We start from the raw sequence: 20,499 nt of genomic DNA on the forward strand, positions 1-20,499 counted from the left end.
GACCCGTCGCATCTGCGCGGGCCGCGGCATCCGTCACCGCGTGTCAGACCAGCGATTCCCGCCAGGCGGCGTGCAGCCGCGCGAAGCGACCCTCGCCGCCGATCAGCGCGTCGGGCGCATCGTCCTCGATGATGGCGCCGTGCTCCATGACGAGCACCCGGTCGGCGATCGCGACAGTGGACAGGCGGTGCGCGATGATGATGGCCGTGCGGTCCGCGAGCAGCGTCTGCAGCGCCTGCTGGATCTGGCGCTCGCTCGGGATGTCGAGCGACGCGGTCGCCTCGTCGAGGATCAGCACCGCCGGGTCGGCGAGGAACGCGCGCGCGAACGAGATCAGCTGCCGCTGGCCCGCCGAGACGCGGCCGCCCCGCTTGTTGACGTCGGTGCCGTATCCGTCCGGCAGGCGCTGGATGAAGGCATCCGCTCCGACCGCCCGCGCAGCCGCCTGGATCTCCTCGAGCGTCGCATCGGGCTTGCCGAGCGCGATGTTGTCGGCGACCGTGCCGCTGAACAGGTAGGCCTCCTGCGTGACCATCACGATCGCGCGACGCAGGTCCTTGGGATGCAGGTTCCGCAGGTCCACGCCGTCGAGCGTGATGCGGCCGCGCGTCGGGTCGTAGAACCGCGAGACCAGCTTGGCCAGGGTCGACTTTCCCGCGCCCGTCGTGCCCACCAGCGCGATGGTCTGGCCGGCCGGGATGTCCAGCGAGAAGTCCGGCAGGATCGTTCGACCGCTGCTGTAGCCGAACTCGACGTCCTCGAAGCGGATGTGACCGCGTGCCTCCCACAGATCGACCGGCGTGACCGGATCGGGAACCGTCGGCTCCTCCTCCAGCACGCCCGACACCTTCTCCAGCGCCGCGGTCGCGGACTGGTAGGAGTTCAGGAAGAACGCCACCTCCTGCATGGGCGCGAAGAAGTTGCGCACGTACAGCACAGCGGCGATCAGCGTTCCGATCAGGATCGTGCCGTCGGCGACGCGGATGCCGCCCCACAGCAGCACGAGGGCGACGGTGAACGATGCCACCACCATGAGCCCGGGCTCGAACGTTCCGAAGAGGCGGATCGAGCGCATGTTGATGTCGCGGTAGTCGCTGGCGAGCTTGCCGAACTCGTCGTCGTTGCGCACCTCCTTGCGGAAGGCCTTGACGGCGCGGATGCCGGTCATGGTCTCGACGAACTTGACGATCACCTTGGCGCTCACCGTCCGCGATTCGCGGTACACGACCTGCGAGCGCAGGTAGAACCACCGCATGAGCAGGTACAGCGGGATGCCCATCACCGCGAGGATGACCCCGGACTGCCAGTCCAGCAGGAGGAGGGCGATCAGCGTGAACCCGCCGTACAGGATGCCGGAGACCAGCTCGTTCAGCCCGCCGTCCAGCAGCTCGCGGATCGTGTCGAGGTCGCTCGTCTGCCGCGAGATGATGCGCCCCGACGTGTACGACTCGTGGAACTCCAGGCTGAGGCGCTGCGTGTGCAGGAAGATGCGCTTGCGCAGGTCGATCATGACCGACTGCGTCAGCCGCGCCGCCACCACGACGTACCAGCCGATCAGCCACGCGCCGGCCAGAGCGGTCGCCAGGTACACCGCGACGACGCCGATCGTCGGCATCCAATTCATCTGGTCGATGACGGCGGGCAGCGCCGTGTCGATCCCGTACGCGATCAGCGCCGGGCCCAGCACGCGCAGGGCGGTCGAGACGACCAGCACGGCGCCGGCCAGCACGAGCTGCCAGCGCAGCGGCGAGACGAGCGATCCCAGCAGGCGCAGGGAACGACGACGGATGCTGCGGCTCTCGTCCTTCGTGTAGTCGGAGCGGTCTTCGCCGCTGGTTCCTTCGACGGTCGACGTGGTCACAGGTTCACCTCGCTTCTGCGCATGCGGCTCTGTTCGTCCTCGAGGCTCGAGATGACGTGCCGGTAATGGTCGCTGTCGCGCAGCAGCTCCGAGTGCGTGCCGACAGCCGTGACGCGTCCGGACTCGAGCAGCGCGACGCGGTCGGCCAGCATGACGGTCGAGGGGCGGTGAGCCACCACGAGAGCCGTCGTCGCGTGCAGCACTTCGCGCAGCGCGTCTTCGACGAGCGCCTCGGTGTCGACGTCGAGCGCCGACAGCGGGTCGTCGAGCACGAGCACGGCCGGACGCGCGGCGACCGCGCGCGCGAGGGCGAGCCGCTGGCGCTGGCCGCCCGAGAGCGACAGCCCCTCCTCGCCGATCACCGTGTCGACGCCGTCGGGCAGGTCGTCGACGAAGCCGGCCTGGGCGACGTTCAGCGCTTCGCGCATCACAGCCTCGGCCTCGGGGCTCCCCGGCTCGAGGTCCTCCCGGCCGAGCAGCACGTTGTCGCGGACCGTCTGCGAGAACAGCGTCGCGTCCTCGAACGCCATGCCGACGTGCTGACGCAGCTCGTGCAGGGTCAGGTCGCGCACGTCGACGCCGTCGAGGGTCACGCGCCCGCCCGTCACGTCGTAGAGGCGCGAGGGGAGCGTCGTGAGGGTGGTCTTGCCCGAACCGGTGAGTCCGACCAGCGCCATGGTCTCCCCCGGCCGCAGCACGAGGTCGATGCCGTCGATCAGGTCGCGCTCGCTGGCGGCGGCATCCGGATAGCGGAAGTGCACGCCTTCGAACGCGAGCTCGCCGCGGGGCCGATCGATGGTCACGGGATGCTCGGGGTCGACGATGTCGTTGCTCTCGTCGAGCACCTCGAAGATGCGATCGGTCGCGGTGCGTGCGTCGAGGGTGAAGGAGAACAGGAATCCGATCGATTCCATCGGCCAGCGCAGCACCGACGCCATCGCGAAGAAGGCGATGAGCTCGGCGACCTGCAGCTGGCCGAGCTGGACGAGGTAGATGCCGGCGCCGAGGCACAGCGCGTACGCCATGTCGGGCAGCAGCACGAGCCAGAACCAGATCACGCCGATGGCGCCGGCCTTGCGCAGCTCGGTCTGCCGCAGCGTCTCGGCCTGCTCGGTGAACTTGCGGAGGGCGTGCTTGCCGCGTCCGAACGCCTTGAGCACGCGGATGCCGTGCACGCTCTCTTCGACCGACGTGGCGAGGTCGCCGGCCTGGTCCTGGCTGGCACGCGCGAGCGAACCGTACGTCTTCTCGAACCGGTAGCCGCTGTACCAGAGGGGCAGCGAGCACACGAGGAAAATGGTGCCGAGCAGCCAGTGCCAGCGGAACAGCAGCACGGCGCCGACGAGGATCGTGAGCATGTTGACCACGAGCAGCACGAGACCGAACGCGAGCCAGCGCCGCAGCATGCTCATGTCCTGCATCATGCGGCTGAGCAGCTGACCGGACTGCCACCGATCGTGGAACGAGACCGGCAGGCGCTGCAGGCGCGAGTAGAAGCCCGTGCGAAGGTCGAACTCGACCTGCGTCGCGGGGGCGAGCACGAACCAGCGCCGCAGCCACATCATGAGCGCCTCGAGCAGTCCGAGCCCGAGGATCGCTGCCGCGCCCCACGCGATCTGCGTGAAGTCGCCCGACGCGATCGGTCCGCGCACCAGCACTTCGAGCACGAGCGGGATCGACAGGGCGAGCAGGCTCGCGATGAGCGCGCTGAGGGCGCCCATGCTCAGCCGGCCGATGACGGGCTTGGCGAACGGGAGGAGGCGCGCGAGCGCTCTCAGGGTGGAGGGGCGGCCGTCGTGTGATGCGGGGGTGGAAGTCATGATCCTTGTGGGATTGGGTTTCGCGGAGCGGATCGCGCGGGGTGGAGATGGCGGGGAGGTGATCGCCGGGCATGGCGACCGGCGGTGCCCCTGTCGAGGGGGAACGCGCGGAGGATCGGGTCTATGCCTGGTCGGCCGCGCGAGGGCGCGGCCGGTGCGGCTCAGCCGAGGAGTCCGAGGGTCCCCATCGGGTCGGGGAGGACGGCAGCGACCGGCGTGACGGCAACGGCGATCGTGTTCATGGCATCCTCCTTCGACGGGTGTCCGCGCAGCGCGCGAACCAGAGCCCTCCAGCCTAGACCTCCGCGTTCCGCGCCCGCAACCACTCCCCCGTCCACTTCGCGAGATCACTCGCTGCTCGCGAGATCACCCCGTGCCCGGGTGCGAGGGGAGTGATCTCGCGCGGACAGGGTGATCTCGCGCCGAGGACGCGGCGGGATGCCGGTCAGGCGGCCGCCTCGCGCGAGAGCAGACTGCGCTTGACGTCGAGCCCCCAGGCGAAGCCCCCGAGCGACCCGTCCGAACGCAGCACGCGATGGCACGGCACGATCAGCGCGGGCGCGTTGCGCGCGCAGATGGATGCGGCAGCCCGCACGGCGCTCGGCTGCCCGAGCGCGGCGGCGAACTCGGCGTACGACAGCGGCCGGCCCGGCTCGATGCGCCGCAGGGCGGCCCAGCCGACGAGCTGCATCTCGGTGCCCTGCTGGGCCACAGCCACGTCATCGATCGCGGTGACATCGCCGGCGTAATAGGCGGTGACCGCGGCGGCGGCATCCGATTCCGCCTCGCGCACCTCTTGCGGACGCAGGCGGGGGTGGATGCGGGCGATCACGGTGTCGGCGTCGGCTGTCCATCCGGACGCGAGCACCCGGCCGCGGTCATCGGCGACGAGCGTGAAGGCGCCGTCGGGCGTGTCGACGGTCTGGACGGTGGCGGTCATTTCGGGGCCTCCTCGGTGCCGGTCGCAGGGACCGGTGTGACGGATGTGGTGTGGGGTGATGAGAGTGGCGATGAGAGGGATGCCGGTCCGACGACCGGCACGCGGCGGGGCGGCACCGCCCGCCAGAGGTGCGCGGTCAGGTAGCTGCGCCACGGGGCCGTCCGTGCCGCCCACTGGTCGAGGGCCTTCGCCTCGGCGGGCAGCCCGACCGCGGCCGCGCCGGAGCGCACCGCGACATCTCCCGGCAGGAACACGTCGGTGTCGCCGAGCACCCGCATGCGGACGTAGTCGGCCGTCCAGGGCCCGATGCCCGGCATCGCCAGCAGCGCGGCGCGCTGATCGGCGGCGTCGTCGCCGGGTCCGAGCGTCAGGGTCCCGTCGGCGAGCGCGGCCGCGGCCCCGACGATCGCCCGCGTGCGAGCGGCGGGGCCGCGCAGCACCTCGCCCCCGCGCGCGGCGATGGCGGCCATGGTCGGGAACAGCCGAGTCTCGGCTTGCGGGTCCTCACCGTTGTCGGCGCCGACCGCCACCGGCTCCCCCAGAGCCGCAGTCAGCGCGGTCAGCGCGGTGCGCGCCGCGACGACGGTGATCTGCTGCCCGACCATCGCCCGGATGAGCATCTCGTGCGGGTCGGCGGCACCCGGCACGCGGATCCCGGGCACGCGGGCGACGAGGGGGGCGAGCTCGGGATGCCGTGCCAGGGCCTCGTCGATCGCCAGAGGATCGGCATCCAGGTCGAAGAGGCGCCGCGCTCGGGTGACCAGCGACGACAGGTCGCCGAGGTGCGTCAGCCGTGCGCGCAGCCGCAGCCGGCCTTCCTCGTCGAGGCGCAGTTCGAACCAGGCGGGCCCGCCGGGCAGGCGCAGCGTGCGGGCGAAGGATGCCGGGGTGGCCGACTCGACGCCGCTGACCGCGCGAGCGCCCATCCAGGCGAACAGTCCCTCGGCATCGAGCCGTCCGCGATGCGGCAGCGCGAGGTCGATCGAGCCGGCCGAGGCGGAACCCGACGTGCGGCGGCGGCGTGCCCGCAGCTCGAGCGGCGGCATCCCGAACACTTCGCGCACGGTGTCGTTGAACTGCCGGATGCTGCTGAAGCCGGCCGAGAAGGCCACATCGGCGGCGGGCAGATCGGTGCCCACCAGCAGCATGCGGGCAGTGTGCGCGCGGTGCGCGCGGCTGAGCGCCAGCGGGCCGGCGCCCAGTTCTGCAGTGAGCAGACGCGTCAGGTGCCGCGGTGAGTATCCGAGCCGCCGGGCGAGGCCCGGCACACCCTCGCGCTCGACGACCCCGTCGGCGATGAGGCGCATGGCGCGGGCTGTCGTGTCTCCGCGCAGGTCCCACTCGGGGGATCCGGGCGCCGCCTCCGGCAGGCAGCGCTTGCAGGCGCGGTACCCGGCTTCGTGCGCGGCCGCGCTTGTTGCGAAGAACGACACGTTGGCGGCCTTGGGAGTGCGAGCAGGACAGCTGGGCCGGCAGTAGATGCCGGTGGAGCGCACTGCGGTGACGAACTGCCCGTCGAAGCGCGGATCGCGCGACTGGATCACGCCGTACCGCTCGTCGAAGGTCATGCTCGGGATGCTCACGTCTCCCAGCCTGCCATGAGCCGAGCGACGCGACTGGCGGAAATCGGACACGGCGATGCGGCCCGCCCACGAGGGGCCGGCCGCATTGCTGGCGTTCAGGCGGTGACGATCGCGAAGCCCCCGCTGGGCACCGAGACGGTCCGCGGACCGCGCAGGTCGTACCGGCGCACTTCGTCACCGGAGGCGTCGTAGACGACCACGGTCGACGCTTCGCCCGCGCGACCGACGGAGATCGGCTGGGGGGTGGGCGCGCTGGAGTGCACGAGCTCGGTCGTGCCGCCTTCGCCCGTGAGCACCAGGCGGGAGGCGAACGGCCGCACGAGCAGGTTGTCCAGCTGCAGGGTTCCGTCCACGACGTCGACGCGCACGCTCGTGAGCTTCTCCTGCACCGGCTGGCGCAGCTCGCGGGGCAGGAGCACGCCGTAGGTCGGCGAGATGCCCTGCGGTGGCGCGGCTTCGTCCAGTCGCCCGAGCGGCCGCTTCTCGGATGTCCACCGCGACGCGCTGCCGACCTCGGAGTCCGACCACACGACCGGCTCGACCCAGCGCCGCGTGTCCGCGGAGCCGATGTCGAAGACGGCGTGCTGCCCGGCGCCGAGTGTCAGAGCGCTGCCCGACCAGAGCGATTCGCCCGTCCATGCCTCGGGGGTGGTGACGGTGCCGTCCGTGTCGGTCGCGCTCTCCGCCTCGACGACCTGAAGGCCGACGCGGTCGGCGATCGTGGTGACCGACGACGCACGAGCGGCGAGGTCGGGCCGCGCGTCGAGCGCGATCATGGTCAGCAGTCCGTGAATCGTGCTCTCCGCGCCGCTGTTGCGGTTGACGGAGCCGTCGGGCTGCAGTCCGTCGTAGGTCACACCCGTCGCCGGGTCGTACATCGGCTCGCCGGCACGGTTGGCGCCGAAGAACCACGCCGCCTGCATGCCCGCGAGCGCTTCGAAGCCGGCCGAACCCGTCGCATCCGCCACCGCCAGCAGGGACTGCACCCGCGAGTCCGCGCCGTAGGCGATCTGCACCCGGTCCGCCGGGCTCGGGAACCATCCGTTGTCGGGCCCGCCCGCGGTCAGCAGCGTGGGCGTGAAGACGGCGGCGTCCGCGATCGCCGGCTCGGCGAGCGCGGGGTCGCCCAGCACGACCGACGCCTCGGCGAGCGCCGCCGGCATCTGCGAACCCCAGGCATGCCACATGCTGCGCGACTGCGCCCACGGCAGGATCGCACCATAGGGCCAGGAGTCGATCGCTCCGGCCGACATCGCCGCGATCCCCTCGGCGAGCCGGCGCATCGCTTCGCGCGCCGTGGTGTCCTCGGGCTGCGCGGCGACGCGGGCCGCCAGGCCCAGGACTGCCTCCGCCGAGGCGTCCGCCCCGTCGACGATGAGCCATGCCGGAACCCTCATGCCGTCCGCTTCGGCCCACTGGCCGTACTTCACCAGCACCTGCCGGTCGAGCGCCTCCAGCGAGAGCGCCAGCCGGTCCTCGAGGAAGGCGGCGAATTCGGGGTCAGCCTGCTGGAAAGCGGCGTAGCCCTCGCCGAGCGCCCAGATCGTTCGCGCCAGCCAGTAGCTCGGGCCGGAATCGGAGGGGTCGGGCAGCTCCACCGGTTCCGCGGACGGGTTCAGGGTGCCGTCGGGCTGCATCCACAGCACCACGTTGCCCGCGTTCGCACCGTCCGTCGTCTGCAGGTAGGCGAGCGACCGCAGCAGCTCGTACGCACTCTCGCGGCTGGTCTCGGCGCCTGTCAGCTCCCAATGCCGCAGATACACCACGGCCGCACGCGCGACGTCGTCGGCGTTGTAGGCGCCCTGACCCCACGTGTCGGTCGCCGCATCGAGGGGACCGCCGCCGACGCGCTCGAACGTTCCGCCCGGGCGCGCGTCCGCATAGGTCCACGGCAGGATCAGCGTCGGCTCTTCTTCGAGCCGGTAGGTCGTGTGTCCATCGACCTGCGTCGGCGGCGTGGCTTCGTCGAGCAGGAAGTCGAGGTGCGCGAGATTGGTGAGCGGTGCGGCCGCCGCGGCGGCGGCGGGCGCGGGTGCGCTCTCGAGAAGACCAGCGGATGCCGGCACCGCGGCCCCGCCGACCGACAGCGCGACAGCCAGCATGCCCGCGATCACGGGCCGCGCGATCATCGGCACGCCCTGCCTTTCTCGGGGCGGACCGCCGGCCCGCGTCATGGGCGCCTCGCGGCCGTCGGCAGTCGAACGGGGGATGTGCAGCATCGCAACTCCTCGTGATCCACCGGTGCGGGGGGATCTGAACCGGTTCTGGTCCAGTCCGCCCCATGTGGCGCCCCGCCGCCAGCCCCTTGCCGCCGATCGGCATCCGGTGTATTCGCGCGTCGCCTGCCGTCCTGCTGCGCGCGTCAGCGGATACCGTGAACACATGAGCGAACGCGAATACGACGTCATCGTGATCGGCGCCGGAGCGGTGGGCGAGAACGTCGCCGATCGCACCGTGCAGGGAGGACTCAGCACGGTCATCGTCGAAGCCGAGCTCGTCGGAGGCGAATGCTCCTACTGGGCGTGCATGCCGTCGAAGGGGCTCCTGCGCAGTGCGGCGGCGCTGCGCGCGGCGCGCGATCTCGACGGCGCGGCGCAGGCGATCACCGGCGACCTCGACGTCGCCGGAGTGCTGCGCCGCCGCGACCGCATCACGCACGACTGGGATGACGCGTCACAGGTGAAGTGGGTGCACAAGGCCGGCATCGATCTTGTGCGCGGGCATGCCGAGTTCACCGGCGTCAAGCGGGTGCGGGTCACCGCGGAGGACGGCACGGTGACCGAGCTGGTCGCGCGGCACGCCGTGGCCGTGGCGACCGGATCGGCGGCCCTGCTCACGGACATTCCGGGACTGCGCGAGATCGCCCCGTGGACCAGCCGCGATGCGACCAGCGCGACACACGTGCCCGCGTCGCTCGCGGTCATCGGCGGGGGTGTGGTCGCCGCCGAGATGGCGACGGCGTACGCCGGGTTCGGCACGAATGTCACCCTGCTCGTGCGTTCCGGGCTGCTCGAGAACATGGAGCCCTTCGCGGGCGAACTCGTGGCAGCCTCGCTCGACAGGATGGGCGTGGACGTGCGCAGGCACGTCGAGGTCACGAGCGCCCACCGCGACGGGAAGGATGCCGTGCTGACCCTTTCGGACGGCGGGCGGGTCGTCGCCGAAGAGGTGCTCGTCGCGATCGGGCGGACGCCGCGCACCGGCGATCTGGGGCTGGACAGCATCGATCTCGAGCCGGGCGCGTGGCTCACCGTCGATGACACGATGCGGGTGCACGGCACGGACTGGCTGTACGCGGTCGGGGATGTCAACCACCGCGCGCTGCTGACGCACCAGGGGAAGTATCAGGCGCGGGCCGCGGGGGATGTGATCGCGGCGCGAGCGAAGGGGGCTGCGGTCAGCGATGCGCCGTGGGGCGCGCACGTCGCCACCGCCGATCACGAGCACGTCCCTCAGGTGACGTTCACCGATCCCGAGATCGCGTCGGTGGGGCTGACCGAAGCCGCCGCCCGCACGGCGGGTCGCCGCATCCGCGTGCTCGACTACGACCTGTCGTGGGTGGCTGGCGCGACCACGTACGCCGATCACTACGAGGGCAGGGCCCGCGCGATCGTGGACGAGGACCGCGGAGTGCTCATCGGCGCGACGTTCGTGGGCGCCGATGTGGCGGAGCTGCTGCACTCGGCGACCGTCGCGATCGTGGGCGAGGTGCCGATGGACCGGCTCTGGCACGCCGTGCCGTCCTACCCGACGCTCAGCGAGGTCTGGCTGCGCTGGCTCGAGGCGTACGGTCGCCCGACCTCCTGACCGACCGCTCTTTTCGCTGAGACGACAACTGCACGTCGAGACGACGGGTAAAACCCACCGTCTCGACGTGCAGTTGTCGTCTCAGCGTCGGGGGGGTCAGTGGAAGAAGTGCCGCTCACCCGTGAAGAACATCGTCACACCGGCCTTGCGCGCCGCAGCGATGACCTCGTCGTCGCGCACGGAGCCGCCGGGCTGCACGATCGTCGAGATTCCCGCGTCGAGCAGCACCTGAGGCCCGTCGGCGAAGGGGAAGAACGCATCGGATGCCGCGACCGAGCCCGCCGCGCGGTCCCCGGCCCGCTCGACGGCGAGCCGGCACGAGTCCACGCGGTTGACCTGCCCCATGCCGATGCCGACCGTCGCGGAGTTGCGGGCCAGCACGATCGCGTTCGACTTGACGGCCCGGCAGGCCTTCCAGGCGAAGATGAGGTTCGACATCTCCTCGTCATCCGGCCGCTCCCCCGACACCAGCTGCCAGTCCTTGGCGACCGACTCGATGTCGTCGGGGAACCGGTCGGCATCCTGCAGGAGAAGTCCGCCCGAGACGAGCCGCACGTCCATCGGCTCCTGCTGCCAGTCGGCGGGCAGCTGCAGCACGCGCAGGTTCTTCTTCAGAGCGAAGACCTCGAGGGCGGCGGGTTCGAAGTCGGGCGCGACGATCACTTCGGTGAAGATGTCGCGCAGGTTCTCCGCCATCTTGAGGGTGACGGTGCGGTTGGCCGCGATCACTCCGCCGAACGCCGAGACCGGGTCGCACTCGTGCGCGCGCAGGTGCGCGCTGGCGATGGGGTCCAGCGCGTTGGGCGCAGCGACCGCGATGCCGCAGGGATTCGCGTGCTTGATGATCGCGACCGCGGGCTTGACCATGTCGAAGGCGGCGCGCAGGGCGGCATCCGCGTCGACGTAGTTGTTGTACGACATCTCCTTGCCCTGCAGCTGCGTCGCCTGGGCGATGCCGTGACCGCCCACCCGGCTGTAGATCGCCGCGCGCTGATGCGAGTTCTCGCCGTAGCGCAGGGTGGCGAGCCGCTCGGCCTTGATCGTCAGGTGCTGGGGGAGGTCGGGCTCGCCGAGGGTCTGCTCGGCGAACCAGGTCGCCACGGCGCGGTCGTACTCGCATGTGTGCGCGAACGCCCGGGCGGCCAGTTCCCGGCGCTGGGTCAGCGTCGTGCCGCCGGAGCCGAGCGCCTCGATGATCGCGGGGTAGGAGCCGGGCGAGACGACGATCGCCACGTTCGCGAAGTTCTTCGCCGACGCACGCACCATCGCCGGTCCCCCGATGTCGATCTGCTCCACGACATCGTCGCCCTGGGCGCCGGAGGCGACCGTCTCGACGAACGGGTACAGATTCACCACCACGAGCTCGAACGGCAGGATGCCGAGCTCGGCGAGCTGCGTCTCGTGATCCTCCAGCCGGAGGTCGGCGAGCAGGCCCGCGTGCACGCTCGGGTGCAGGGTCTTCACGCGTCCGCCCAGCGACTCCGGGAATCCCGTGACCGCCGCAACGTCGGTCACCGCGTGTCCGGCATCCCTGATCGTCGCCGCGGTGGAGCCGGTCGAGACGATCTCGACTCCCGCTCCGGCGAGCGCTTCGGCCAGGCGCAGGAGGTCGGTCTTGTCGCTGACCGAGACCAGCGCGCGGCGGATCGGCACGACGTTTCGGTCGCGGTACAGGGACGGGTCGTGGCTCGGGCCGGCCATGGAGGCTCCTCGGTGGGTGTCAGTCAGTGGGTCGTGGGGTGCGCGCGTCGCGCACGGCGGCGAGGTCGAGCTCTCCGGTCGCGATGCGCCGCACGACATCGATCAGGAGCCGGCGCTCGACGGGCTTGATCCGGTCGTGCAGGGAGTGCTCGTCATCGCCCGGCAGCACCGGCACACGCTCCTGCGCGAGGATCGGGCCGCTGTCCACCCCGTTGTCGACGATGATGACGCTGGCGCCGGTCTGAGCGACGCCTGCCGCGAGCGCGTCGCGGACACCGTGGGCGCCGGGGAACTCCGGAAGGTACGCCGGGTGGGTGTTGATGATGCGGGGCGACCACGCGTCGACGAGGGGTGCAGGCAGGAGCCGCATCAGGCCGCTCAGCACGACCAGGTCGGGCCGCCACACGGCGAGCTGTTCGCCGAGCTCGGCGCCCCACTCCTCGCGGGAGTCGTACTCGCGCCAGGGCACGAGCATCGTGGGGATGTTGAAGTCCTCCGCGTGCTGGAACCCGTCAGCCTCGCGATCGCCTCCGACCACGATCACGCGCGCCGGAAAGTCGTCGTCGGCGGTGGTATCGAGCAGCGCCCGCAGATTGGAGCCCGCGCCGGAGATGAGGACGGCGACCGTGAGCACCGGCTCAGTCTACCGGCGGGACGGGCGGCGTCCGAGGCGAGGGCAGCGGTTGGGGGCGCCGAGGGCCGAGGTCCACCGTGGAGGTCGTGTCGGGGTCTCCCCGGCGGGGTGCGGGGGATGCCGCGGGCTGCGGTGCCGGCTGCGGCTCGGGATCACGCGGTTCTGCACGCGGCACGGCGACAGCAACCACGGCGTCGGGTACCGCCTCATCCTCCGGCCCGTCGACAGCCGCCGACTCGGCGTCTGCACGAACCGGCTTCGGTCGGCGACCCGGGGACAGCAGCACGATGGCGGCGCCCACGAGGATCTCCACGCCGACGGCGAGCGCGACCGCCCCGGCGTGCGGGCCGACCTCCCCGAGGCGTCCCGGGCCCATCGAACCGGACGCCAGCACCGACAGCGCTCCGGCGCCCGCGCCCGCGAGAGTCGCGATCCCGAGCGCGATCACCGCGCGCGGACCGAGGTGCTCGCCCGAGTCCTCGCTCCGTGCGTCGGCGTGTGTCGCATCGGTCGCCGCGACCTGGCCCGCCGGCGATGCCGGCGACGGTTCGGCACCGGCCAGCAGCGCGCTGAGCGCGGAACTGCGCGCGGCATCGGGAGCGGCATCCCAACGTGTCGGCTGCGCGGACGGCACGGTCGTGATCGGCACGGTCCCGGTCGGCACCGCATTCGTCGGCACCGCGCTCGGGTGCGCGGCGGTTGTGTGCACGGCGGCCAGCTGCGAGCGCGCGATCCACCCCGCGAGTGCGCCGAGCGCGACCGGCAGCAGGGCCAGGAGCAGCAGCCACGGCGTCGAGGACTCGGGCAGCGCGCCGAGCACGGGCACGCCGGGAATCACGCCGAGCTGCGTTCCCGCCGGGGAGACCGCCGTGTCGGCGCCGACGGCGAAACCCGGCCCCGCGACGAACGCCATGCCCCAGATGACGAGAGTGGGCAGATACGCCAGCTGCGCCAGCGTGATCACGGTCGCGCCGAGCACGTCCACGTGGGCGGCCTCGTACAGCGCGATGACCTCGCCGCCCCTCGGCAGGAGCGAGAAGGCGAACGCGAGGGCGCCCAGCCCGATCGAACCGGTGAGGGCCACGGCGGTGCCCCGCACGATGAGTCCGGGCACCTCTCCCCAACCGCGAGGCGCCGCCTCGATGCGGTCCCGGACGCGCGCCACCCAGCCCGCGCCGGCTTCACGCCACTCGGTCACGACAGCGCCCAGCAGCAGCGGCACAGTGAAGACGAGTGCGGGGAGCAGGATCGCCTGCCACCGCTCCACCGCGGCGAGGTCGTTGCCCGAGCTGAGGGCGATCAGCGCCGTCAGCGCTGCGAAGACGAGAGACCCCGTGATGACGCCGGTGCTCCAGGCATCCGCCTGCGACGCGCGCACACCCGACCGCGCAGCGAAGATCGCCGTGAAGGCGGCGAACGCGAGCGGCGCGAGCGACAGCACGAAGGACGCCGCGCCCGGATCGATGCCCGCGACGGCCACATAGTCCCCCGGCAGCGTCACCCGCAGCGGAACGAGGTGCCCGAACTGCCATACCGTCGCGCTCGCGGGCCACAGCGCGCCCCAGTCTGCCGTGCCGCCGAGCCCCAGCACCCACAGCAGTGTCAGCGGCGCGAGGGTCGCCGCAATGCCGACGGCCGCCGCGATGGCGGCGTCGACGGCGGAGAGGATGACGACGATCAGGCGATGCATGCCTCATCGACCCTACCCAGCGCGCACGGCCCTCTCGGCTCCCGGCACGCCTTCGAGCGGCATCCGCAGCAAGCCCGCCGTCGCCTCCCCGAAGGCAGTCGCTCCCGCCGGGATGCTCAGCTGCGACTCACGGTCCGTGGCGCCATGCCCCCGATGAAGGAAGGACGCCACCGAAGAGCTGGGCGACCGTGACGAGCGTGAAGCCGCGGTCGATCAGACCGTCATAGACGGCCGCGGCGGTTCGCGCGGTGCCGGGCTGCACATCATGCATCAGCACGATCGACCCCGGCCCAGGCTGGTCGACCGCACGGCTCACGAGCGCCTCATCCCGCGGCGACTGCCAGTCGAAGGTGTCCACATCCCACAGGATCGCCGCGAGGCCGGCAGCGGCTAAGACGGAATCCGTGTACAGCCCATACGGCGGCCGGAAGACCCCCACCTCGGCTCCCGTCGCATCATTGAGGGCGCGTGTCGCGTCTCTGATCTGCGTCGAGACCCTCGACGCGGAGAGAGTCGTCAGGCGGGGGTGATTCCAGGTGTGGTTCTCCACTTCGTGGCCTTCGGCGACCGTCCGTGCCAGCACGTCGCGGTATTTCGCGGCATTCTCACCCATCGGAAAAAAGGTCGCCGCGCTGTGGCGCTCGGCGAGCGCTCCGAGGATCGACGGGGTGAACACCGATGGCCCGTCGTCGTACGTCAGTGCGACGCATGCGACGAGTGCGCAGTCCACCCGCTCGCGTCCTGCCCGCACCGTGCCGGGACCTGTGTACGGCTGACCGGCGAACGACTGGACCTTCGCCCCGAACGCAGACAACAGGGCGGTCGCGGAGTCGGGCGAGATCTCCAGAGACATCGATTCGGACGTCCGCGCCAAGCCCAGCTGGGACAGCTGGGCGGAATCGAAGCCCGCGGGGATCTTGACCGTGACGCCCCCGCGGACGTCGACGCCGGCCCATGACAAGGCCTCCCGGACCATCGTCACCTGAGCGTCGTCGTCGGGTTGTGCCGGGCGAAGGCTCAGCCCTCCCGCACCTCGTCGAAGCAGATCGATGATCTCCCTCGTGACCGAGAGGGCTGCAGTGTCGACCCACAGTTCGGCCGCGACCGCTGTCTGGCCGGTGCTGGTGTCGACATAGATCGACAGCGACGTGTCCGAGATCACGCCGTCGGCTCCGGTCGAGACGGCGCGCATCCGCTCGGCCAGAAACGGTCCCCCGGCGTATTCGATCTCGCACACCACCGCGACCCCCGCGCCGCCGCTGGGTCCGTAGGCGGCGTCCGCGAGGATCTCCGCGGCCGGTCGCGTGGCCGACCCAGCGTTGCATCCCCGATCCGCCATTCCGGATCCGCGCGCCTGCGCCGTCGGGACGTATGCGAGGCCGACAGCAGCGGTTCGAGCGTCGATGGCGGAGCGCACGAAATCTTCGACCATCGTATTGAAGGCGTCAACGGCCGGTCCGCGACCCGGAAGATAGGCGAACCGCGCCTGCACCCCGAGCGCGTCGTTGCGGAGGCGCTGCGGATTCAGAGCGATGCCGGACGTGTCGATCGGCGCCGGCGGTTGATCGATGAAGTGCAGCTGGCTGGCGGGCCACGCGGGCGGCTTCCAGGCCGAGTCGAAGTCGGGAGCGCATGCGGTCAGCAGCGCGGCCGTCACCAGCATCGCGAGCAGCGCGCGCCCGCTCCTCATCGGACGCCCTCGAGCAATTCGGCCAGCGCCAGATCGTAGTCGCCGGCAGCGTCAGGGGTCGGACCGGTCACCACGAGGAGCGTCGGGCCTTCGCTCACGCCCGCCAGGCTCACGGCCGCGACCGAGCCTGCGCCCCCCGCACGATGCACATGACTCATGGTGAGACCTGAAGCGAGGATTTCGATCTGCAGCGGGGCTTTGGCTTCGATGACCCGCTCGATCGCCGTGGCGCTGGGTTCGAGGGTGAGGCTCACGTCCGCACTCATGCGTCCGTCCGGCGTCCACACCACCACTTCCCCCGCGGCCCTTCTCTCCACCACCCATCCCTGCGGCAGCGACAGCGCCGCGGTTTCCCCGGACTCTTCGAGGACGAACGGCGAGACACCGTCGGACGCCGAGGTCTGGATGTTGGCGATGGTGGGCGGAAGGGCGATGGCGCAGGCGAAGGCGATCGCGCAGAGGGCGGCCACGCCCCCGAGAGCGGCGAAGGAGTATTCCCACCGTCGGGACCGGATCCACCCACGGGACGAGTCGATCACGTCGCCTCCCCCCGGTGAGCGCGGTACGTGATGGGGTGCGTTCCCGCCTGCCTACTCCAGAACGGGCTCCAGCACGAATATAGCGATGAGTCTGCTCGTTTTCGACTGATACACGTCGTAGTCGGGCCAGACGGCGGTCGCTCGGGCCCACCACTCGGCGCGCTCTTCGCCGGACAGTTCCCGGGCGAGATAGTCGCGCTTGACCGGACCGTCCTGCAGCTCGACGTGCGGCTGACGGCGCATGTTCTCGCCCCAGCGCGGCTCATCCGGCGCGCCGCCCTTCGAGGCGACGACGAGGTAGCGCCCGTCGTGCTCCACGCGCATGAGGGCGGTCTTGCGCAGCGCGCCCGACTTCCAGCCGACTGTCGTCAGCACGATGATCGGCACGCCCCGCATGTCATTCGCTTCGCTCCCGCCCGAGGCCTCGTAGCGTTCGGCCTGCGTGCGGGCCCATTCGGACGTGCTCGGCTGGTATTCCCCGGTCAGTGGCATGCCTCCACCGTAACGCCGTCGGAAGGCCTCGCGATCTATCCGGCCGCCCCGCGCGGGTCTAGCATGACGCCCAGGGGGATCGGGCGACGACTGGGGACGCCATGACGGATCCGATCGGAACGACGGCACGGGGCGGTCAGGTTCCCACGCCGCCGCGTGTGCTCGAGCTGCGCGTGCACGGAGTGAACAACACGACACCGGCGGCCCTGCTGGATCTGCCGATCGACGGCATCGAGCTGGCCGCGGGAGACACCCTCGGCTCGTTCTGGCAGCCGACCGAGGCGGCGCTGGCGGCCCAGAACGCGGGCGGCCGGCCGCGCAAGCGGGGTCATGTGCCGGACCGGATCGCGCGAGAAGCCTATTCGTGGGGCGGGATGGTGCGCACCACCCCGAACTTCGGCGGACCGGGGGCCGCCGGCCGGGTCGTCGGCGTGCTCGCCCGGGTGTTCTACGCGGTCATCCTGCCGTTCAGCATCGGCAACGCGGCGCAGTGGACGCGGGTGCTCGACGCCATCCCGACCGATGACGACGCCCTGCGCACCTGGGCGGCCAGCCGCGAAGGCCGGCGGTCGCGCCGCACCGCCGGCGCCGCACGCCTGTTCGGCCTGCTGCTGACCCTGCTGTTCACGACGACCGCGGCTACGATCGCGCTGGATGTGGGCGCCGGCCAGTGCGCGGCGCTCGCGTCGCTGTGCGGTCCGCTCGAAGGATTCTTCGGCATCTTCGCCGACTGGACCGGGGGCAGACGGCTCGCCCTGTTCGCGCTCGCCCCGGTTGCGGCCGTCGTCCTGCTGTGGATCGTCTCATCGGTCTCGCAGGTGCGCTACGACGTCCTTCCCGGGATGGAGGACGGCGTGGACACCCCGGGGTTCGAGGGTGCGACGCCCGAGGCTGTGCTGTCCCAGCCCGGATTCTGGTCCAACCGACTGACGCGCTACCTCGCGCGCACGCACCTGTCGGCAGCCATCTGCCTGACTCTGCTGCTGGTGGGCCTGCAGGCCTCGATGGGGTGGCAGGCGTCGTGCCGCGGTGTCGGGTTCGCCAGCTGCTTCGGGGCCGGCGGCGCCCCATGGACCTTCTGGCCCGCACTGCTGATCGTCGCAGGCAGCGCGTGCGGGCTCGCCGCGGCCGGCATCCTGGTCTGGCGGCTCCCGACGATGTCGATCCAGACCGAGGAGCAGGTCAGCGCGAACTCGTCCAACCGGTTCAGCCGATGGCTCCTCGTCGGCTCGAGCGCCGCGTTCGGCGTCGTCCTGCTCGCCCTCGCCGTCGTGCCGACCCCGGTGATCGCTGTCCAGCGGCTGTACGGCGGCGGCATGGCCCTGCTCGTCATCGCGATCGCCGGGGCGGCGATCGCGGTCTGGGGGTTCACCTGGCGCTCCCGCGAGCACCGCAGCGCGGCCACGGCGTGGGCCGGTCGCGGACCGGGAGTGTTCATGACGATCTCGCTCGGCGTTGCGCTCGCGACGAGCGCGATCTTCGTCGTCGCGGTCGGGGACTTCCTCAACGGGGCGAACGGACCCTCCGCGCTCATCGGCACGGCAGCCTCGGATATCCACATCTCCCGCAGCTACGTGGCGGTGGGCACACTGATCGTCATCGGCCTGCTCCTCGCGGTGCTCTATCTGCTTCTGCGGATGATGCGCCCGCACCGCGATCTGACGCCCCGTGCCACGCTCTGGCGTGATGCGCCGACCTCGGAGCCGCCGCAGCGCGGAGGTGCCAAGCCACCGACGACCCCCGATGAGCTGCAGGTGCCCCGTGGCGGCGTGCTGCCGCCGTCGAGCCGGACGCTGCTGCGGCGGATCACGGACAAGCGGGCGAGTGCGGCACGCGTGCACCTGATGGAGCCGGCCGTGTGGGCGCTGACCGTCGCGCTCCTCGTCGCGATCTGGGCAGGAATCGTCTGGACGTGCGGGTCGTACCTGACCGGAAGGCCGCTCTGGGGCGACCTGAGCGGATTCGGGCGGGACCTCGTGGTGTCCATCCTCGACGTCGGCATGTTCAGCCTGGCCTGGATCGGCGTGCTCCTGGTGGGCGTGCTGGCGGCGGGTGCCACCGCCGGCGGCTCGCGTCCCCTCGGCATCGTGTGGGACATCACGTGCTTCCTGCCGCGCACCGGCCACCCGTTCGGGCCTCCGTGCTACGCCGAGCGGGCCGTGCCCGAGATCGCCGGCCGGCTGCACCACTGGCTCTCGGGCGACCCCTCGCGCCGCGCGATCCTCTCGGCGCACAGCATGGGCGGCGTGCTGTCCGTCGCGGCTCTCGGCCTGCTGGCCAGCGCCGCGGAGACCCGCCGGGACCTGAATCGGATCGCGCTGCTGACCTTCGGGGTGCAGCTGCGTCCCCTGTTCGGCCGGATGCTTCCAGAGCTGCTGGGGCCCGACGTGCTCGGCACCCACTCGTCGGTGGCTCCGCGATTCTCGGATGCCGATCCGTGGGATGCCGACCTCGCCAGCCAGCAGCGCGCGGCGCGACTGCCGGCCGACCCTGCTCCCGCGGCCCCCGGCATCCCGGCGCCGAGGCCGCCGATCGGTCGCGTGTCGGGAACCCTCGTGGCGGGCGGAACGACGCCACCGCCGGTGCGATGGATCAGCCTCTGGCGGCTCACCGACTACCTCGGCTATCCCGCCTTCAGCACCGCCCCGAACGGCGAGGGCTGGCAGAACCATGTCGACCGCTACGCAAGCGAGCTGGACCTCTCGGGATACATGGTCGAGGTCGGGACCCACGGCGAGTACTACCGTGTGGCCGAGTACGCCGAAGCCGTCACCCAGCTGCGCGACGCGCTGGAGGCCGACTGACCTCCGCTGGAGGCCCGGGAGACCTCGCTTACAGACCCGCGATGATCTCGCGCATCAGGTCGGCCGTCTCGGACGGAGTCTTGCCGACCTTGACCCCGGCGGCCTCGAGGGCCTCCTTCTTGGCCTGGGCGGTGCCCGCCGAGCCCGAGACGATCGCGCCCGCGTGGCCCATCGTCTTGCCCTCGGGCGCGGTGAACCCCGCGACGTAGCCGACGACCGGCTTCGTCACGTTCGCCTTGATGTACTCGGCCGCGCGCTCTTCGGCGTCGCCGCCGATCTCGCCGATCATCACGATCGCCTTGGTCTCGGGGTCCGCCTCGAACGCAGCGAGCGCATCGATGTGGGTCGTGCCGATGACCGGGTCGCCGCCGATGCCGATCGCGGTGGAGAAGCCGATCTCGCGCAGCTCGAACATCATCTGATACGTCAGTGTGCCCGACTTCGAGACCAGGCCGATCGGCCCCTTGCCGGCGATGTTGGCCGGGGTGATGCCCACGAGCGATTCGCCCGGCGTGATGATGCCGGGGCAGTTCGGTCCGATGATGCGGGTCGTGTCGCCCTTGGACTGCGCGTACGCCCACGCCTCGGCGGTGTCGCCCACGGGGACGCCCTCGGTGATGACCACCAGCAGCGGGATCTCGGCGTCGATGGCTTCGACCATCGCGCTCTTGGTGAACGCGGGCGGCACGAAGGCGATCGACACGTCCGCCCCGGTCTTCTCGATCGCCTCGGCGACCGTTGCGAAGACGGGCAGCTCGACGGCGTTGCCGTCGGCGTCGCGGTGCAGCACGGTGGTGCCGGCCTTGCGGGCGTTCACTCCGCCGACGACCTGCGTCCCGGCCTTGAGCATGAGCGCCGTGTGCTTGGTGCCTTCGCCGCCGGTGATGCCCTGGACGATGACCTTGGAGTCCTTGTCAAGAAAAATCGACACTGTTCTA

The 20,499-nt window shown here is 71.3% G+C and carries 14 protein-coding genes; 2 read left to right on the top strand and 12 right to left on the bottom strand.

The features are described from left to right. Positions 1 to 43 precede the first annotated feature (43 nt). The 5 genes from RWQ91_RS15500 to RWQ91_RS15520 form a co-directional block, all read right to left on the bottom strand. Positions 44 to 1,861, bottom strand: coding sequence for an ABC transporter ATP-binding protein (locus RWQ91_RS15500; protein WP_314507864.1), 1,818 nt, complete (start codon positions 1,859 to 1,861; stop codon positions 44 to 46). After that, positions 1,858 to 3,681, bottom strand: coding sequence for an ABC transporter ATP-binding protein (locus RWQ91_RS15505; protein WP_314507867.1), 1,824 nt, complete (start codon positions 3,679 to 3,681; stop codon positions 1,858 to 1,860). The genes RWQ91_RS15500 and RWQ91_RS15505 overlap by 4 nt, the downstream gene beginning before the upstream one ends. Positions 3,682 to 4,126: 445 nt before the next feature. Continuing rightward, positions 4,127 to 4,621 (bottom strand): methylated-DNA--[protein]-cysteine S-methyltransferase, encoded by a 495-nt coding sequence (locus RWQ91_RS15510; RefSeq protein ID WP_314507869.1) that lies wholly within the window; start codon positions 4,619 to 4,621, stop codon positions 4,127 to 4,129. Continuing rightward, positions 4,618 to 6,189 (bottom strand): AlkA N-terminal domain-containing protein, encoded by a 1,572-nt coding sequence (locus tag RWQ91_RS15515; protein WP_314508039.1) that lies wholly within the window; start codon positions 6,187 to 6,189, stop codon positions 4,618 to 4,620. The genes RWQ91_RS15510 and RWQ91_RS15515 overlap by 4 nt, the downstream gene beginning before the upstream one ends. Before the next feature lie 110 nt (positions 6,190 to 6,299). After that, positions 6,300 to 8,423 carry a hypothetical protein gene (locus RWQ91_RS15520; RefSeq protein ID WP_314507872.1) on the bottom strand — a complete coding sequence of 708 codons (2,124 nt, stop codon included), beginning with the start codon at positions 8,421 to 8,423 and terminating at the stop codon, positions 6,300 to 6,302. 163 nt (positions 8,424 to 8,586) lie between these two features. Between RWQ91_RS15520 and RWQ91_RS15525 the strand changes: the two genes are divergently transcribed. Further along, positions 8,587 to 10,011: an NAD(P)/FAD-dependent oxidoreductase gene (locus tag RWQ91_RS15525; RefSeq protein ID WP_314507874.1), complete on the top strand. Its 1,425-nt coding sequence runs from the start codon at positions 8,587 to 8,589 to the stop codon at positions 10,009 to 10,011. Positions 10,012 to 10,107: 96 nt separating this feature from the next. Here the strand turns inward: RWQ91_RS15525 and purH are convergent, their stop codons facing one another. The 6 genes from purH to RWQ91_RS15555 all read right to left on the bottom strand — a co-directional run bounded on the left by purH (position 10,108) and on the right by RWQ91_RS15555 (position 16,757). After that, positions 10,108 to 11,712: a bifunctional phosphoribosylaminoimidazolecarboxamide formyltransferase/IMP cyclohydrolase gene (gene purH / locus RWQ91_RS15530; protein ID WP_314507876.1), complete on the bottom strand. Its 1,605-nt coding sequence runs from the start codon at positions 11,710 to 11,712 to the stop codon at positions 10,108 to 10,110. Positions 11,713 to 11,731: 19 nt separating this feature from the next. Beyond that, positions 11,732 to 12,346, bottom strand: coding sequence for a phosphoribosylglycinamide formyltransferase (gene purN, locus RWQ91_RS15535; RefSeq protein WP_314507879.1), 615 nt, complete (start codon positions 12,344 to 12,346; stop codon positions 11,732 to 11,734). A gap of 4 nt (positions 12,347 to 12,350) precedes the next feature. Next, on the bottom strand, positions 12,351 to 14,036 hold the full coding sequence (locus RWQ91_RS15540) for a DUF6350 family protein (protein WP_314507881.1): 1,686 nt from the start codon (positions 14,034 to 14,036) through the stop codon (positions 12,351 to 12,353). A 127-nt stretch (positions 14,037 to 14,163) separates the two neighbouring features. Further along, entirely contained in the window at positions 14,164 to 15,726 is a 1,563-nt protein-coding gene (locus RWQ91_RS15545) for a polysaccharide deacetylase family protein (protein WP_314507882.1), read from the bottom strand. Further along, positions 15,723 to 16,265, bottom strand: a complete 543-nt coding sequence (locus RWQ91_RS15550) for a hypothetical protein (protein WP_314507884.1) — start codon at positions 16,263 to 16,265, stop codon at positions 15,723 to 15,725. Before RWQ91_RS15550 ends, RWQ91_RS15545 begins: the two co-directional genes overlap by 4 nt. Positions 16,266 to 16,316: 51 nt before the next feature. Further along, entirely contained in the window at positions 16,317 to 16,757 is a 441-nt protein-coding gene (locus RWQ91_RS15555; RefSeq protein WP_314507887.1) for a nitroreductase family deazaflavin-dependent oxidoreductase, read from the bottom strand. 101 nt (positions 16,758 to 16,858) lie between these two features. Here RWQ91_RS15555 and RWQ91_RS15560 point away from each other — a divergent pair, with 101 nt between their 5' ends. Continuing rightward, complete coding sequence (locus RWQ91_RS15560) at positions 16,859 to 19,561, top strand: hypothetical protein (protein WP_314507891.1); 2,703 nt, start codon at positions 16,859 to 16,861, stop codon at positions 19,559 to 19,561. A gap of 28 nt (positions 19,562 to 19,589) precedes the next feature. Here RWQ91_RS15560 and sucD read toward each other — a convergent pair whose 3' ends face one another. Then, complete coding sequence (sucD, locus tag RWQ91_RS15565) at positions 19,590 to 20,492, bottom strand: succinate--CoA ligase subunit alpha (protein ID WP_314507894.1); 903 nt, start codon at positions 20,490 to 20,492, stop codon at positions 19,590 to 19,592. Between the last annotated feature and the right edge of the window lie 7 nt (positions 20,493 to 20,499).

This window comes from uncultured Microbacterium sp. (assembly GCF_963524805.1).
In the GTDB taxonomy this organism is placed as follows: Bacteria; Actinomycetota; Actinomycetes; order Actinomycetales; family Microbacteriaceae; genus Microbacterium.